Annotated in this window: 16 protein-coding genes and 1 riboswitch; of the genes, 2 read left to right on the top strand and 14 right to left on the bottom strand. The window is 39.5% G+C overall.

The window, feature by feature from the left end:
- Positions 1 to 13 precede the first annotated feature (13 nt).
- The 5 genes from ilvN to metX form a co-directional block, all read right to left on the bottom strand.
- The gene (gene ilvN / locus IQ283_RS04670; protein WP_194218971.1) at positions 14 to 535 is read right to left on the bottom strand and encodes an acetolactate synthase small subunit; all 522 of its coding nucleotides are present in this window, start codon (positions 533 to 535) and stop codon (positions 14 to 16) included.
- On the bottom strand, positions 532 to 2,253 hold the full coding sequence (gene ilvB, locus IQ283_RS04665; protein ID WP_408962576.1) for an acetolactate synthase large subunit: 1,722 nt from the start codon (positions 2,251 to 2,253) through the stop codon (positions 532 to 534). The genes ilvN and ilvB overlap by 4 nt, the downstream gene beginning before the upstream one ends.
- Positions 2,254 to 2,627: 374 nt before the next feature.
- On the bottom strand, positions 2,628 to 3,533 hold the full coding sequence (ilvE, locus tag IQ283_RS04660; protein ID WP_194218970.1) for a branched-chain-amino-acid transaminase: 906 nt from the start codon (positions 3,531 to 3,533) through the stop codon (positions 2,628 to 2,630).
- 865 nt (positions 3,534 to 4,398) lie between these two features.
- Positions 4,399 to 5,697 (bottom strand): O-acetylhomoserine aminocarboxypropyltransferase/cysteine synthase family protein, encoded by a 1,299-nt coding sequence (locus IQ283_RS04655; RefSeq protein WP_194218969.1) that lies wholly within the window; start codon positions 5,695 to 5,697, stop codon positions 4,399 to 4,401.
- 1 nt (position 5,698) lies between these two features.
- Entirely contained in the window at positions 5,699 to 6,787 is a 1,089-nt protein-coding gene (metX, locus tag IQ283_RS04650; RefSeq protein ID WP_242057242.1) for a homoserine O-acetyltransferase MetX, read from the bottom strand.
- 150 nt (positions 6,788 to 6,937) lie between these two features.
- Positions 6,938 to 7,048: riboswitch (SAM riboswitch) on the bottom strand.
- 213 nt (positions 7,049 to 7,261) lie between these two features.
- On the opposite strand from metX, the gene IQ283_RS04645 reads away from it, so the two are divergent.
- The gene (locus tag IQ283_RS04645) at positions 7,262 to 7,687 is read left to right on the top strand and encodes a TlpA disulfide reductase family protein (RefSeq protein WP_242057241.1); all 426 of its coding nucleotides are present in this window, start codon (positions 7,262 to 7,264) and stop codon (positions 7,685 to 7,687) included.
- Between the two features lie 76 nt (positions 7,688 to 7,763).
- On the opposite strand, the gene IQ283_RS04640 is transcribed toward IQ283_RS04645, so the two are convergent.
- The 5 genes from IQ283_RS04640 to IQ283_RS04620 form a co-directional block, all read right to left on the bottom strand.
- On the bottom strand, positions 7,764 to 9,011 hold the full coding sequence (locus IQ283_RS04640) for an anti-sigma factor domain-containing protein (protein ID WP_194218967.1): 1,248 nt from the start codon (positions 9,009 to 9,011) through the stop codon (positions 7,764 to 7,766).
- 21 nt (positions 9,012 to 9,032) lie between these two features.
- Positions 9,033 to 9,797, bottom strand: a complete 765-nt coding sequence (sigI, locus tag IQ283_RS04635) for an RNA polymerase sigma-I factor (RefSeq protein ID WP_242057240.1) — start codon at positions 9,795 to 9,797, stop codon at positions 9,033 to 9,035.
- 336 nt (positions 9,798 to 10,133) lie between these two features.
- On the bottom strand, positions 10,134 to 10,451 hold the full coding sequence (locus tag IQ283_RS04630; RefSeq protein ID WP_194218966.1) for a thioredoxin family protein: 318 nt from the start codon (positions 10,449 to 10,451) through the stop codon (positions 10,134 to 10,136).
- A 72-nt stretch (positions 10,452 to 10,523) separates the two neighbouring features.
- Positions 10,524 to 10,853 carry a toprim domain-containing protein gene (locus IQ283_RS04625; protein WP_194219597.1) on the bottom strand — a complete coding sequence of 110 codons (330 nt, stop codon included), beginning with the start codon at positions 10,851 to 10,853 and terminating at the stop codon, positions 10,524 to 10,526.
- 153 nt (positions 10,854 to 11,006) lie between these two features.
- The gene (locus tag IQ283_RS04620) at positions 11,007 to 11,534 is read right to left on the bottom strand and encodes a TraR/DksA C4-type zinc finger protein (protein WP_194218965.1); all 528 of its coding nucleotides are present in this window, start codon (positions 11,532 to 11,534) and stop codon (positions 11,007 to 11,009) included.
- 139 nt (positions 11,535 to 11,673) lie between these two features.
- On the opposite strand from IQ283_RS04620, the gene IQ283_RS04615 reads away from it, so the two are divergent.
- Positions 11,674 to 12,177: a peroxiredoxin family protein gene (locus IQ283_RS04615; protein ID WP_194218964.1), complete on the top strand. Its 504-nt coding sequence runs from the start codon at positions 11,674 to 11,676 to the stop codon at positions 12,175 to 12,177.
- A gap of 101 nt (positions 12,178 to 12,278) precedes the next feature.
- On the opposite strand, the gene IQ283_RS04610 is transcribed toward IQ283_RS04615, so the two are convergent.
- The 4 genes from IQ283_RS04610 to IQ283_RS04595 form a co-directional block, all read right to left on the bottom strand.
- Positions 12,279 to 12,527, bottom strand: a complete 249-nt coding sequence (locus IQ283_RS04610; RefSeq protein WP_194218963.1) for a YusG family protein — start codon at positions 12,525 to 12,527, stop codon at positions 12,279 to 12,281.
- Between the two features lie 163 nt (positions 12,528 to 12,690).
- A complete protein-coding gene (gene gcvH, locus IQ283_RS04605; protein WP_194218962.1) occupies positions 12,691 to 13,080 on the bottom strand; it encodes a glycine cleavage system protein GcvH in 390 nt (129 codons plus the stop codon).
- A 101-nt stretch (positions 13,081 to 13,181) separates the two neighbouring features.
- Positions 13,182 to 13,541, bottom strand: a complete 360-nt coding sequence (locus tag IQ283_RS04600; protein WP_194218961.1) for an arsenate reductase family protein — start codon at positions 13,539 to 13,541, stop codon at positions 13,182 to 13,184.
- A 272-nt stretch (positions 13,542 to 13,813) separates the two neighbouring features.
- Entirely contained in the window at positions 13,814 to 15,598 is a 1,785-nt protein-coding gene (locus tag IQ283_RS04595) for an acyl-CoA dehydrogenase family protein (protein WP_194218960.1), read from the bottom strand.
- Positions 15,599 to 15,609: the final 11 nt, after the last annotated feature.

Raw genomic sequence — 15,609 nt, 5'->3', positions numbered from 1 at the left:
TTAGGTTTATTAGTTAATTTAAAATGGAATACTGCTTCAAATCTGTTACTGACTTTTGACTTCCTCTTGGGAAAGCCGTTATACCTGTTCGAACCATTTCCTTAATGCCATATGGCCTAAGAAGGTCTAGAATCGCTTCAATTTTGTCGGAGTTACCCGTTACTTGTACGGTAATGCTCTCTCGACTGACATCGATGATAGAAGCCCTAAACGGCTCAATAATTCCTGAAATCTCACTTCTAATTTGAGCGTTACTTATAACTTTAATTAACGCTAATTCACGGACAACGATAGCTTGATCCGTTATATCAGTTACTTTCAAAACATCGATCTGCTTATTGAGCTGTTTGATCAGCTGCTCAATCTTCGCATCACCGTCGACATTAACGACAAAGGTCATTTTGGATACCCCTTCTGTCTCGGTATGACCAACCGTTATGCTTTCAATGTTAAATTGCCGCTTAGTCATTAACCCCGTAATACGGTTTAGAACACCACTTTGGTTAATCACTGTTGCAGTTACGATTCGTTTCATGGTTTCACCCCAATCATCTGATGAAGCCCTTTACCAGGCGCAATCATTGGATATACATTTTCCTTTCCAGCTACTCTACAGTCGATCAAAACTGGATCTCGGTGAGAAAAGGCTTCTTCAAAAACAACTTTTGCTTCTTCTTCATTAGTTACTTTAAAAGATTGGATACCGTAAGCTTCACCAAGCTTCACAAAATCTGGCTGTACAGGTATAAGGGATTGAGAATAGCGTTCTTCATAGAAAGCTTCCTGCCACTGCCTCACCATTCCAAGCGTCTGATTGTTCATGATGACTACTTTCACAGGAAGGTTTAACTCTTGCAGAGTCGATAGCTCCTGTAATGTCATCTGAAATCCTCCGTCGCCTGTAAGAGCCACAACCGTTTGTTCTGGGAATGCGAGCTGTGCTCCAATCGCGGAAGGGAAACCAAAGCCCATCGTGCCAAGTCCACCAGATGTTACCCATCGGTTGGCATCTGCAAATGCGTAGTACTGAGCCGCCCACATTTGATGTTGACCAACGTCCGTCGTAACAATAGCGTCTCCCTTCGTGTATTCATGCACGAGTTCAACTACTCGCTGTGGAAGAAATTCCGTTGAAGATGTTTTCTTCCAAAGTGGGAAATCTTCACTATTTTGAGTTAGCACCTTACGCCAATCCTCTGTATCTGGAACTGGTGAATCAATATCTAGAAGCTTCTTCAATGCCTCTCTTGCATCAGATACGATTGGAATCTGAGTTGGAACGTTTTTCCCAATTTCTGCAGGATCAACGTCGATGTGAGCAACCGTTGCATGAATGGCAAAATGGTCAAGGTTACCTGTTAATCGATCATCAAATCGTGCACCAATGCTAATTAACAAGTCACATTCATAAAGTGCCATATTCGCTGTGTACGTTCCGTGCATTCCTCCCATTCCAAGGAATAGAGGATGATTGCCAGGATAGCTTCCTAAACCAAGTAATGTATTGATGACTGGAATGCGATGCTTCTCAGAAAAAGCGACGAGTTCTTTTCCTGCATTCGCATGGAGAACACCAGCTCCAGCTAAAATCACCGGTTTTTTTGCTGCACCAACCGCATCCGCGAGCTTCTTGATCTGCAAAATGTTTGGCGAGAAAGTTGGCTGATAGCCGGGTAGATGAATAGTAGAATCATAGCCGGGTGAAATGGTTTTGTTCGCCACATCCTTAGGGATATCAACTAGAACTGGACCGGGACGTCCTGTTGTTGCAATATGGAACGCTTCTTTAATAATTCTTGGTAGATCCTGAACGTCACGCACCTGATAATTATGTTTTGTAATTGGTGCTGTAATTCCCATAATATCTGCTTCTTGAAAAGCATCTGTACCAATCACCGTACTTGCAACCTGCCCAGTGAAGATAACCAGTGGTAATGAATCCATCATGGCATCTGTAATCCCCGTTACGAGGTTTGTTGCTCCTGGACCTGATGTTGCAATAACTACACCTGGTTTCCCACTAACCCTCGCATATCCTTCAGCCGCATGAATGGAACCTTGTTCATGCTTTGAGAGAATGTGTTTAATTGGCGATCGATAAAGTGCATCATAGATCGGAAGAACTGCTCCTCCCGGATATCCGAAGAGAACTTCAACATTTTCTTTTTTTAAAGAGTCAATCAATACGTCTGCCCCGGTCATTTCCGCTGTTACCGCTTCGGCTTCTGGTTTAGCCTTCGCCCGCATATTCATACCCTCCAATGCTTTATTGTGTTGCACGCCTCCGTTCGATAACGGGTTTGCGTATTTCACTGTTTATTACTAATAAAAAAAAGCCTTCTCATCCCTACGCCGCTTTTTTTACGGTCCATAGGGGCGAAAAGACTTCACGGTACCACCCTACTTTGCGACAAAAAGATGCCGCCTCATGAGCAAACTGCTCGTTTTGATAACAAGTGTTTTTAGAACACTTGGCTGATCCTATGTTACTTGATTCAGATCAGCACTCGGAGGGGATGTCGATACAGGGGGTAATACCGGCTTCCACCACTACCGGTTCTCTGGTTAATACCAATTCCTGTTTCTTTTGCCTCGTCATCGATTATTGATATTTATTTTTGTAAGGATTATCCTGCTTGAACGTCTCGCTTTGAAGGGTAAACACTAACACCATCAACAGTGACGATATCTCGAAATGCTTCAAGCAACTCGTTCGTCGTCTTACCCGGCTTTGCTTCACCAATTTCTCGACCATCTACTTTTACGACCGCAATAACTTCAGCAGCTGTTCCAGTTAGGAACACTTCATCTGCAACATAGACATCATGACGTGTGAAAGTTTCTTCTCTCATGTCATATCCCTTTTGTCTTGCTAATTCCATAATGGCATTTCGCGTAATTCCTTCTAATGCACCAACATATCCAGGTGGTGTTTTGATCACATTGCCTTTTACGATGAATATATTATCAGCTGATCCTTCAGCGACATATCCCTGATCATTTAACATTAGAGCTTCGCTGACACCAGCTAAATTCGCTTCGATTTTTACAAGAATGTTATTTAAATAGTTGAGCGATTTAACCTTCGGACTTAAGACATCCGATCGGTTTCTTCTACTTGCTACCGTTACAATATCAATTCCTGTTTCATATAATCGCTTAGGGAACAAGGCTAGTGATTCTGCAATAACGATCACTTGAGGTTCCTTACATGTGAAAGGATCAAGTCCCAGGTTCCCAACTCCGCGTGATACAACAATGCGGATATAGGCATCCTGAAGGTTGTTTTTCTTCAGCGTTTCCACAATAATGGCGGTCATTTCCTCCATAGTGTGCGTTATTTTAAGCATAATTGAATGAGCTGAATCATAAAGCCGTTGTAAATGATGTTCTAATCGAAAGACATTTCCGTCATACATGCGAATTCCTTCGAATACCCCATCGCCATAGAGAAAACCATGATCGTATACAGATACTTTGGCATCTTCTTTCTTCACAAATTCTCCGTTAAGGTAGATCCACTGTTCACTCACCTTGTTCACTCCTTTCTGTTTGTTAAGTAGACGCAGTAAAGCGTTAGTGTCTAATGATAGGACCAACGTAATCCGGGGTCCTAATTGTGTGTTTGAGTTATTTGAATACTTTGTTTAATTGAGGATTATATTACGCCGGTTTGGACTTAAGGTCAACACCTAAAATAGAAGTTTTTTGATAATTTCGATATATCAATCTATTTGCAAACGCTTACAACGTTGGTGTGCGTGAGATTTAATCACACGAAAATTTTTAATTATAAATTTAATAAAACGCTTACAGTTTTGGTTGTTTTATGACAAGGAAATTTAAAAGAAAGATCTGGATCTATCTGTACCTTTTCTTGGCCAAGCCCTCTCCTGATCTTTAAACTATTCCTAAACAATTGTAAATCTATCTTATATACTTTACACCTGCCAACGCCATCCGCAGTGCTATCTTCTGTGAGAATTCCTATATTGAGCTATAACTCATTCAAGTATAAACCTGGATTGTTCTAATTATTTTATCCAATTTGATACGAATTGAATGAAACAACAAACCTATCTCAATGAGTAGCATCATAGCCAAACTCTCGTTTTAATGAAAAAGCATGGAAGAAAATTACGACTCGATTTACTTATTGAAAAGAAAAAGATTAAACTGGGAACGACCAAACGACTTAGCTCTCTTTCGTAATTGGCCATTACATGGCCAAAAAAGGTAACGATTCATTCTTTATGGTTATTTACAGTTGTCATGTGTATATATGATGAGATTAGAGGACATGTCATCTTAATCTCTCATTCAATATTGGACTTAATTAAATAAGAAACCGCTAAACTAAAAAGCTCTCTTCAAATGGAAGAGAGCTTTAGTGCTGAATTATACGTTAGCTTCAACTTTGGCTTGTGCAATGGCCTGATCCAGGTCAGCGATTAAATCATCAATATGTTCAATTCCAACAGATAAACGAATGAGGTCATCTCGCACGCCGGAAGCTGTTAGCTCTTCCGCGCTTAGCTGCTGGTGGGTTGTGCTGGCAGGATGAATAATTAAACTTTTCGCATCTCCCACGTTCGCTACATGAGACCAAAGTTCAACTGAATTAATGATTCCTGCTCCGGTTTCGCGTCCTCCCTTTATTCCGAATACGACGACAGCTCCAGCGCCTTTAGGTAGATACTTTGGCACCAATTGATTCGATACATGATTCTCATCTTCAGGATAGCTCACCCACTCAACTGCCGGATGATCTTTTAAGTAAGAAACGATTTTCCGAGTATTTGCAACGTGCTCTTTCATACGAACATGGAGTGTTTCTACACCTAGGGCAATTTGAAAAGCGTTAAATGGACTAAGCGCAGCACCTGTATCTCTTAGGAGCTGTACCCTTGCTTTCACGATATACGCAGCTTCGGGTAGTGCTTCTGCGAATACTATGCCATGGTACGTGTGATCGGGTTCTGTGAAGCCCGGGAACTTAGGTGAATTCCAATCAAATTTGCCACCATCGACAATAATTCCTCCCATTGTGGACCCGTTTCCGCCAAGCCATTTTGTGGCGGAATGAACGACGATATCTGCCCCATGCTCAATTGGTCTACAAAGATATGGAGTAGCAAATGTATTGTCTATAATAAGTGGGATTCCAGCTTCATGTGCAATATCTGCTACTTTTTCAATATCTAATACATGGAGACCCGGGTTACCAATCGTTTCTGCAAAAATAGCTTTCGTATTTGGAGTAATGGCTGATTTAAATGATTCCAGATCTTCAGGATCAACAAAATTGGTCTTTATTCCGTATTTCGGAAGTGTAGCAGAAAAGAGGTTATACGTTCCACCGTATAAAGTCGAAGCAGAAACAATTTCGTCTCCGCTATTGGCTACATTTAGAATGGCAGTTGTAATGGCAGCCATGCCACTTGCAAGAGCAAGAGCTCCAACACCACCTTCTAGTTGAGCAATACGTTCTTCAAGTGTACCGACTGTAGGGTTGCCGATGCGCGAATAGATAAACCCTTCTTCCTTTAAGGCAAATAAATCGGCTGCGTGATCAGTACTATTAAATCGATAAGCATTCGATTGATAAATCGGTAGAGCCCTTGCGCCTGTAGCTGGATCAGCTTGTAAACCTCCATGAATTCCAATTGTCTCCAAATTATATTTTTTCTCTGCCATTTCACTTCACTCCTTCGATATTTTTAGTTAATGTTACTTGTTCCTTTATAAGCGGTCCCCATTTATCAAACTCAACGAGAAAACCATCATGACCAAATTTCGTGTTGATTAGATAAAACGGAGAAGAATGAACTTGAGCAAACAATTTTTCTAAATCTTCTGGAGGATAGATTAAATCCCCTTTAAAACCAATAGCAAGAATGCTTGCTTTAATGTTCTTGATGATAGATGTAAGATTACCTCGGCCTTTACTAATATCATGTGTGTCCATTGCCCGTAATAAATACAAATAGCTATTTGCATCAAATCGGCTTACAAGCTTATTTCCTTGATAGTGTAAATAAGATTCCACTTCGTACTGTGCTTCTTTATGATTTTCTTCTGAAGTTTCGATCGCCGCTCGACCGAATTTTTTTTGAAACATTTCATCTGTCCGATAAGAGATCATACCGATCATTCTTGCAGTTGCAAGCCCCGATGTTGGCTGGTGATGAGGATCGTAGTATCCATCCTTCCAATCAGGATCGTTTGTAATAGCAAATCTAGAAATCGCGTTATAAGCTATTCCATACGTACTCAAGCTTGGAGTTACTGCAAGTGGAATCAGATGCTCCATTCCATCTGGGTAAAGGGCACCCCATTCAAGAACCTGCATTCCTCCAAGTGATCCACCAATCACAGCATGAAGGTGATCGATACCTAGCACTTCAAGTGCCTTTTTCTGTGAGTGCACCATATCTCTCACTGAAACAAATGGGAAGTCCGCTTTATACCGTTCTCTGGTGACTGGATTAATCGATAGCGGTCCTGTAGAACCGTTACATCCTCCAAGAACGTTAAACGTTATAACTTGAAATTCGGAAGTATCGATATAGCCATCCTTTCCTATTAATCCTTTCCACCAGCCGGGCTCCGAATCACCAATTGTATATTGATTTCCTGTTAATGCATGACAGACAAGAATAACGGGAGCGTCTTCTGGTCCAACGCGTTCATAAGCGAGTTCTACTTCATGTAGCGTCTCGCCCGACTCAAGTGTGAACGATCCAATCAATACGTTCTGAGCTTCGTATCTCGTCTCTCTTTCCAAACCCCTATCACCTCTTTCGAGCAATCCGTCTTTATTCATTAAAGCTATAATAATGAGCCATAAATCTAGAACCAATGCTATAAGAAAACTTCGCTTCAATATAAAAAAACCTCTCTGAAAGACAGAGAGGCTTGATTTATTCATCAGCTCCGCTTATCTTTCAGGATTTCTCCTGCAGGATTTGGCACCTTTTCAAACCACAATTGGTTTGACGGTTGCCGGGCTTCATAGGGCCAGTCCCTCCGCCTCTCTAGATAAGTAAGAATATTTTGTTTTTGTTTAATTGAGTTTATTTTAGCAAGGTGGCGCATTAGTGTCAAACACTTTTTCGGAATTATCATTCTTTTCATTTTTTTAAAGAATGTCTATGTTAATCCAAATTATCGTGATGTAGAGCCTACAATGTATTAAGTTTGATTAGAATCGAATTTTTGATAAAGTAGCCTTAGAATAATTTTGAAGAGGTGATTGATAGTGCAAGCGCCGTCCTTTGCGTTAGAAGAAGTACAAAGCGGAGAAGTCATCAGCTTAACGGACTTCAAGGGGAAACCAGTTATGATTACATTCTGGGCTTCCTGGTGCCCCGATTGTATGAAAGATTTACCGATGAAAGAACAGTTCTACCAGCATGCAGATGCTGATACATTAGCATTCTTAACAATTAACGTGACAGGTCGTGAACGGTCAGAAGAAGCCGGTAAAGATTTCACGATCAAAAACAATCTTCCTTTCCTAGTTCTACAAGACAGTGGACGAGAAACTTACGACAAATTTGGTTGTACAGGTGTGCCGACAACTGTATTACTTAATCAAGATCATCAAATTGTGCATCTGTTCGATGACAAATCATCATTTCTTGATATCGCAAAGGCATTGCCCGACATCATGACATCAAAATAATCACACCATAAAAAAAGCCAGAGGGATCCCTCTGGCTTTAAAATAATGAAAATAAAATAAATAATAGCATGTTGCGTTATTTGTCTTTTTTGTCTTTTTTGTCTTTTTTATCTTTTTTATCTTTCTTGTCTTTATCCTGCTTCTCGTCTTTCTTTTCGTCGTTTTTATCCTCTTTTTCTTGAGCTTTTTCTATTTTTTTATCCGATTTCTCCTGAGATTTCTCTATTTTCTCGTTTGCTTTTTCAGCTTTCTTCTTTTCTTTGTCTTGTTCTTTAGCTATTTTAGACTTAGATTTTTCTTCGTTTTTCTCTATTTTATCTTTTTGCACTTTGTTGTTATCTTTAGAGTCTTCAGTTTGATCTGACGGGCTGGTTTCTGGTTCTGAAGGCGTGTCCTTTTGTTCTTTCTCCACCTTTTCAACCTTATCAGAAGAGCTTTGCTCCGACTCCTGAAGAACTAAATCACTGTCTTCTTGATTCTTATTAGGCACCGTCTTATCGTTCAACTGGACGACAGAATCTTCTAGCTCCAAAGAGCTATCTTTCGACTTTTCTTCCACTGCGGTCATGCTTTCGGACTGTAATTCATCCATGTTTTTGACAGACAAATTCCGTACTTCCTCTATTGATAACGTAGCTCCCCGATCAACAGCAGCAAGATATGTCATATATTTTCCTGGTGTTATCCCATTTTCTATAGCTTTTGCACGAGTACTATAGTCAGCATCAAGGATGGTTGTAATAGCAACTGCTTGATTGACTAATGCTTCATTCTGTTCAATTCCTTGAATCGTATTCTCGAGCTGACCCTTAATCGCCTGATAACGCTCTTTCTTCTCTACATTTGAGGCGACAATAAGCAGTTTTCTATCTTCTGTTAGATACCCCTCTTTGTCGAGTTTCGAGACTAGGAGCCCTCCAAATTCGCTTAGAGGCATGTTCGTTACCTCTTGATCTAAGTTTAACCCTTCACCGTCCGAATTCCACGCTTGATATTGAACAACTTCAAGGTCAGAGTTCACTCCAACCTCAATACTTGGATTGATATCAAAGCTTACATAGGCCGCAACTGCGTCATTTTGTCTAACAGGAATCACACCTGTCACGATTACAACTAATAACAAAACTGCTGCCATACCGGCCAGGGTGGGCATAGAGGGGGTAAAATAACCTTTTTTCTTGTTTAATGGTTTTGGTGTAAGTTTAATTTCAGAGCCGATTGTTAACGTATGATTTCGCTTCAAATTGATCGTAGTAAACTCCCCATCGGGTGTTAATACAACCGCTTTGCGTCCACGAATGTCCATAATGACCCCATTTTTCATCCCCTGGCCCCCTTAATTCAACTACTGTATATAAGATTTCAGCGCATTAAATCCACCCAGATGAATTAACGCAACTGCTATTATATACTTTCGATTACGTTCAATCGTTTTTCGACTGCATGTAACGAGCGCTAGCAAATCTTTTATAGGGAGCTGCTTTTTTTCTAGCAAATAACTTGAAAGAATGTCATCTTGAGCTATCAATTGCGCGATCATCTTTGCATTTTCTCTTGCATCAATATGTTTAGGACAGTTTTTGCTCAGAACTTTAAACGTAATGCTAAATTTCTTTAACAATTGTTCATATTCCTCAATTTCATACATTCTTACTTCACGCTGTCTGTCCATTTCGTATACATCAAGTGCAGCTTTCTGTTCTGCAAAACTATCTTCCAGTCGGCCTTCCTCATCAAGTTCCTCAGGCTCAAGATAAATATACTTATTTTGTCTCGCTTCTTTACGGATATGGTCGATAACTCTTCTTCTAATCACCATGTCGGCAAAGGTTAAAAATCTACTTCCCTGTCCTTTTCGAAACTGATCCATCGCTTCGTTAAAAGCCGAAAGTCCAATACTGAACTCATCCATCGAATGATTAATATAACGATTACAAACTTTGGATGTGATTTTCTTAATAAACGGTTGGTAATCTTCTAATAGCTGGTTTCTTAATAATTGGTTTCCATTTTGTACACTCTCAATTTTATCTTCTAATGTAATGCTATCTTTTTTATTTTCTTTATGATTTGCGAAATTTCCCATTGTGCTGATTGAAATGGTTGTCATGTTATACACCTCTCATCTTGCAGTCAATTTCTAATTGATTGCTTCTCGGGTTGGATTCTTAGATGTTTTTAGTTTGAGAATTCTAAATTAGTAATTAAAATAAAATGCGTCACCATTCGTATCAAACATCGGAAAGGTGACTCTATTCAGTTATACCATTCAATCAGCATGAACGAAAATACAATTTTATGACAATGTTACTGTTTCTTTACTTCCTGTTATATTAATTTATCATTATTAATCTTGCTTAATTTTCAGCGAATTGCGTATTCGTTCAAGCCCGTCTTGAAGCGATTTTCTATAAGCAGAAAATAACGATAAATTGGTCAAATTTCGTCAAAAGAATTTGTTTTTACTAAGAAATGCATCCACAGTTACGACTGATTCGAAGGCAAAAAGGGTGTTATTTCCACCGTTATCCCTAATAACTGTTAATGCAGGAACACTTTGTATTTTAAGTGCTTCCGCTACCCAAGGAAAATAATTTAAATTACATGAGTAGATATGTGATTCAACACCTTTAGAGCTCGAAACAATTTGTAACATTCGCTCTGCAATTTTACACGTCTGACAAAAAGGCGTGTAAAAGAAAAAAACTGTGCCTTCCTTTTGTAAAAGTTCACTAACCACGGATTCATCGGTTATGTCTTGCATTTTTATACCCCATTCTATGTAAGAGCGAAAAGGAAGCTTCGTTAAGCTTCCTTTTCGTTCATTTCTTGATTATTAGACGGTCACTACTTTAAATTTCGCCGCCCTTAAAATCCTATTTAAATAATTTAGAGGTGTTTCAGCTACTTCACGATGAAGCATTGTAATGTAGAGGTGTTCGGCATGTGGAATTTCTTGTGTAAGCTGCCGTCTTAATTTCTCTCCGGCATCATCAGCATCTACAAGAACATATACATCCTTCTCCTCAAGCTCTTCACTAAGTTCTTCTAGCCTGTCAAAACTAATCGTTCCATAAGTGCAGATAATCTCCACTTGCTCATCTAACACTCTCATTAACTGTTCTTTATCTGTCTTTCCTTCTACAATAATTACTTTATCAGACATGGCACAACGCTCCATTTCAAGCTGTCGTATCAATTCATTTACTATAGCATATGGTAGTTGAAGCATTTCGTTTCAAGGCATATGATTTAATTTACTCATTTTGAAGTGTTAGATACAACAGCTACTCATTGAGCCAGATGAATGAAAGCTTTGTTAATCATTGTCTTGATCAGGATCGTCCTCTTCTAAATATGTTTCAGAAGTTGAATTACCGTGTTCATTCTGAAGATCATCCACTGTGCGAAGGCGATCATCGACTCTATTGCCTGACGTTTCAAATGTAGCCTCATCATCCGGTCTATTGCTGTCTTTGGCCTCTTCCAATTGATCTTGTGCTTCTTTGGTACGTATTGCATAAGGAATGGCTTCAAGACGTTCTTTATCAATTTCTTCACCAGTATCCACACATATTCCGTAATTACCTTCTCGAATACGATCAAGTGCTGTATTAATTAAGCTTAGTCGTTCTCTAGCTGCATCTTCTAGTGTAATATCTTTCTCGCGTTGATCCAATTCAGAAGCCATATCAGCAAAATGATTGTCGTACGATGTTAATTCTCCTGTTTCCTCAGATAGTGCGGCATTTTCATCTCGGTGACTTGCACCACCATCTAAAAGATCTTTCTTTTGATCTAATAATTGTTTTTTAAAATGCTGTAATTCTTGTTTCGACAAAGCCATAGTAATTCCCTCCATAGGTCATTTTCTTTTCCAGTACCTATTTTCCCTTTACCCTACTCACACTAAACCACACAATTATGTTTTATCATGCTCAACTGGTGGAAATAAATCAATAAGATTAAAGATTGGAGTGGTCATAATGGCAAAGTTAAAACTTGGACAGGAAGTACCATCCTTTTCGTTAATTAATACAGAAGGTGAACTGTTTCAATTTGAACAGCACCAAAAGGAAGACAAGCGTTGGCATATGCTCGTATTTTTCAGAGGAGAATGGTGCCCTGTATGTAATGAGCAATTAGAAGAGCTTCAAGAGCATCTAGGTGCTTTTAGAAAGTTAGACGTCCATCCAATTGCAATTGCAAAAGATAGCTTAGAATCTCTTAGAAAAATGAAAGAAAAGCATAACCTCGAGTTCCCAGTACTAAGTGACAAAGAGAATGCGGCAATTGATTCCTATGGCGTTATGATGCATCGAGAAGATGACCCCTATGAAGATCACGGTGAGCATGGAGAGCCTGCCATCTTTCTTATCGATGAGAACGGCAAATTAATGGCACAATATTTACAGTCGAGCCCATTTGGAAGACCATCAGCTGATGGTTTAATCAAAACGATTAAATATATTCGCAAAAACAAAGCATAAAAAAGACCGGCCAAATGGCCGGTTTTTTATGCAGTAATAAAGTCGTTGGCGTTAGAAGAGAAGTGCTTGTCGGGCCTTAACGAGCGTATTCGCTTTTCTTATTAACACCAGCCGAGGTCGCAGTCTTCTACATACCTTCCATTTTGCTCGATTACTTGTTCGTAATGATAAATTTTGTTCTGCTCCATCTCAAATCCTTCAAGAAACTCATATTGATTTCCTTGATCTGAGAATAAGATACGGCCAATTCTTTCCTTGTCCATAAACAAGTTCATCGCTTGTTGATCAAATTTACCATATACCTTTCGAGTAACGTCGATTCTTTGCATTGGGCGAGGTGTCTCAATCATTGGTATCATCCCCTCTTTATTGTGTCATTCCGTAAAGCCATCATGGATTCATTCTATGACTGAAATTAGGAAACACATTCATTAATAAGAGTTTACGATGATGAGTGGACTTTTACGCTCATAATTCGACTAGCAATGGAGAGCTATAAAATGAATGACTGATTTATTCGTCTTCGCTTACCATTTTTTCGTATGCTTCAGCTGTCATTAGTTCTTCTACTTGAGAAGGCTCAGAAGGTTCTACAACGACCATCCATGCTTTTTCGTATGGTGAATCATTAACGAATTCAGGGCTGTCTTCTAAATCCTCATTGACAGAAAGAACTTTGCCTGAGATTGGTGCGTATAGCTCAGAAACAGTTTTTACAGATTCCACGCTACCGAACGGCTCGTCAGATTCAATCGTGTCGCCTTCTTCTGGAAGCTCAACAAAAACGATATCTCCAAGTTCTGATTGTGCGAAGTCTGTAATACCGATGCGGATGTTTCCGTCTTCTTGTACTTGCACCCATTCGTGTTCTTCTGAGTAGCGAAAATCTTTTGGTAAGTTCATTAGTAATTCCTCCCTGAAATAATTCCTCTTAATAAAGGTTAGTAGTCAATATTATTTACAATAACTATCGTATAATAGTTATTATTAATTAAGCAACTATTTTATCGTTTCCATGTTTCCTCAAATACATCCTCTTTAAACCCAACAGTAACTTTTTCTCCGTCAGTTACGATTGGACGTTTGATTAACATCCCATCAGAAGCAAGGATTTCAAGCAATTCGTCTTGAGTCGATGTAGCGACCTTATCTTTTAATCCAAGCTCTCGATATTTCTGTCCACTCGTATTAAAGAATTTCTTAATTGGTAAGCCGCTATGATTAAGCAGGACAGCTAACTCATCTTTTGAGGGCGGATTTTCGACGATGTGTACTTCATTTACTTCAATATCGTTTTGCTCGAACCATTTCTTCGCTTTACGGCATGTACCACATTTGGGATATGCATAGAATGTAATGGGCAAATCTGTTCCTCCTTAAAGACACTCAAGTGATTATAACGTTAGTTTACCACATGAGAGGAGTTGGACAAATACAGATGCACCTAAAAGTAAATTTCGTCATCTATTAACAAAATCCTTTCATTATTCCACTCACTATTTTTCCTAATTAAGAGAAAAAAATCCCCCCATTTCTGGAGGGACAATAGAGAACATGGTTTGGAGGTTAGTTTTGATCCTGTCGGTTATGACCAATTCAAATTGTTATTTTACATTAGTATAGCGATGATAGCTTATTAAACCGTAAAACGCTGTTGTTCAAGAATGCTTGCAGCGATTTCACGTTTCTTCGCAATAACATTAATTGGCGTATAACGTGATAGTTTACGAAGAGCAGATATCATCATACGAAGTGAATCGCCTGTTTCGACGGCAACCAAAGTCTCTTTAGCATGAGCTTCAATACGGTTGAAAGCTTCCTGACAGAAAACTTGTGTTAGAAGAAGTTTATTCTGTTGCTTTTCTGCACCAGTTTTATTAATCGCTTTCTCTGTGCGAAGTACGGCTGATTCCATAGAGTAAATTTCGCTTACGATATCTGCCATGTTTGATAAAACTTCTTGTTCTTTATCAAGAGCCTTGCCATATTTTTGAACAGCTGTACCTGCAGTCATAAGCATAATCTTCTTTGCCATCTTAACGAGATGCTTTTCCTGTTCAAGTGGTGCATCACCAATTTCTTGTGGCGTTAACATCATGAGCTCTTCTTGAAGTGCAGTAGCCTTTTCAAGGAATGGAAGCTCGCCTTTCATTGTTTTACGGACAAGCGTGCCTGGAACTAGAAGGCGATTGATTTCATTCGTTCCTTCAAAAATACGATTGATACGAGAATCACGGTACATTTTCTCAACTTCATATTCAGACATAAAGCCGTATCCACCGTGAATTTGCACAGCCTCATCTACAACATAATCTAGCGCTTCTGAAGCAAACACTTTATTTAGTGAACACTCAATCGCATACTCTGCAATCGCTTCTGCGACTTTCGCTCCGTCTTTTTGTTCTTCATCCGAAAGCTTTCCTAACTTCTGCTCAAAAAGACCTCCTGTGCGGTAAGTAGAACTTTCTGTCGCGTATGTTGCTACTGCCATATTCGCCAGTTTCTCTTGTATGAGAGAGAACTTTGCAATTGGCGTGTTAAACTGCTTACGCTCTAACGCATACTTAGCGGAAAGTTCGATCGAACGCTTCATTCCACCAATTGTACCTACTGCTAGCTTATAGCGACCAACGTTCAAGATGTTAAACGCAATGATGTGCCCTTTACCTGCTTCTCCTAGTAAATTTTCTTTTGGCACGGCTACATCTTCAAGAATCAATGTTCTTGTAGAAGAGCCTTTGATGCCCATTTTCTTTTCTTCGGGACCAGTTGAAAGACCTTTGGAATCCCGCTCAACAATGAAAGCAGAGAAATGTTCGCCATCAATTTTTGCATAGACAATGAATACATCTGCGAAAGCGGAGTTCGTGATCCACTGCTTTTCACCGCTTAGAAGATAGTGTGTTCCTTCAGCATTGAGCTTAGCCGTTGTTTTAGCCCCAAGAGCATCAGAACCTGAACCAGGCTCAGTCAAAGCATAAGCAGCAATTGTAGCTCCTGACGCAAGACCTGGAAGATACTTTTTCTTCTGCTCTTCGTTTCCGAAAAAGACGATAGGTAGAGAACCGATTCCAACATGGGCGCCATAACTTAGGGAAAACGAACGAGCACGAGCGAATTTCTCAGTAATAACAGATGAACTGATTTTATCAAGGCCAAGACCGCCGTATTCTTCTGGGACGTCCGCTCCAAGAAGTCCGAGATCACCAGCTTTTTCGAGAAGCTTCCGTGAAATTTCAAATTCATGATTCTCAATTTTATCAAGCGCTGGAACGACTTCCTTTACTACAAAGTCTTCCGTTGTTTTCCCCATCATGACATGCTCATCTGAAAAATCCTCCGGTGTGAAAATATCTTCTGCCTTTTGATCCTCAATCAAGAAGCTTGCACCTTTAACCGTTTTGTTCATTGTATTAGACATGCTTGTTTTCC

It is taken from the genome of Pseudalkalibacillus hwajinpoensis (assembly GCF_015234585.1).
Classification (GTDB): domain Bacteria; phylum Bacillota; class Bacilli; order Bacillales; family Guptibacillaceae; genus Guptibacillus; species Guptibacillus hwajinpoensis_B.
Note: the sequence above shows the minus strand (reverse complement) of the source record. Positions and strands in the feature narration are given on the sequence as shown.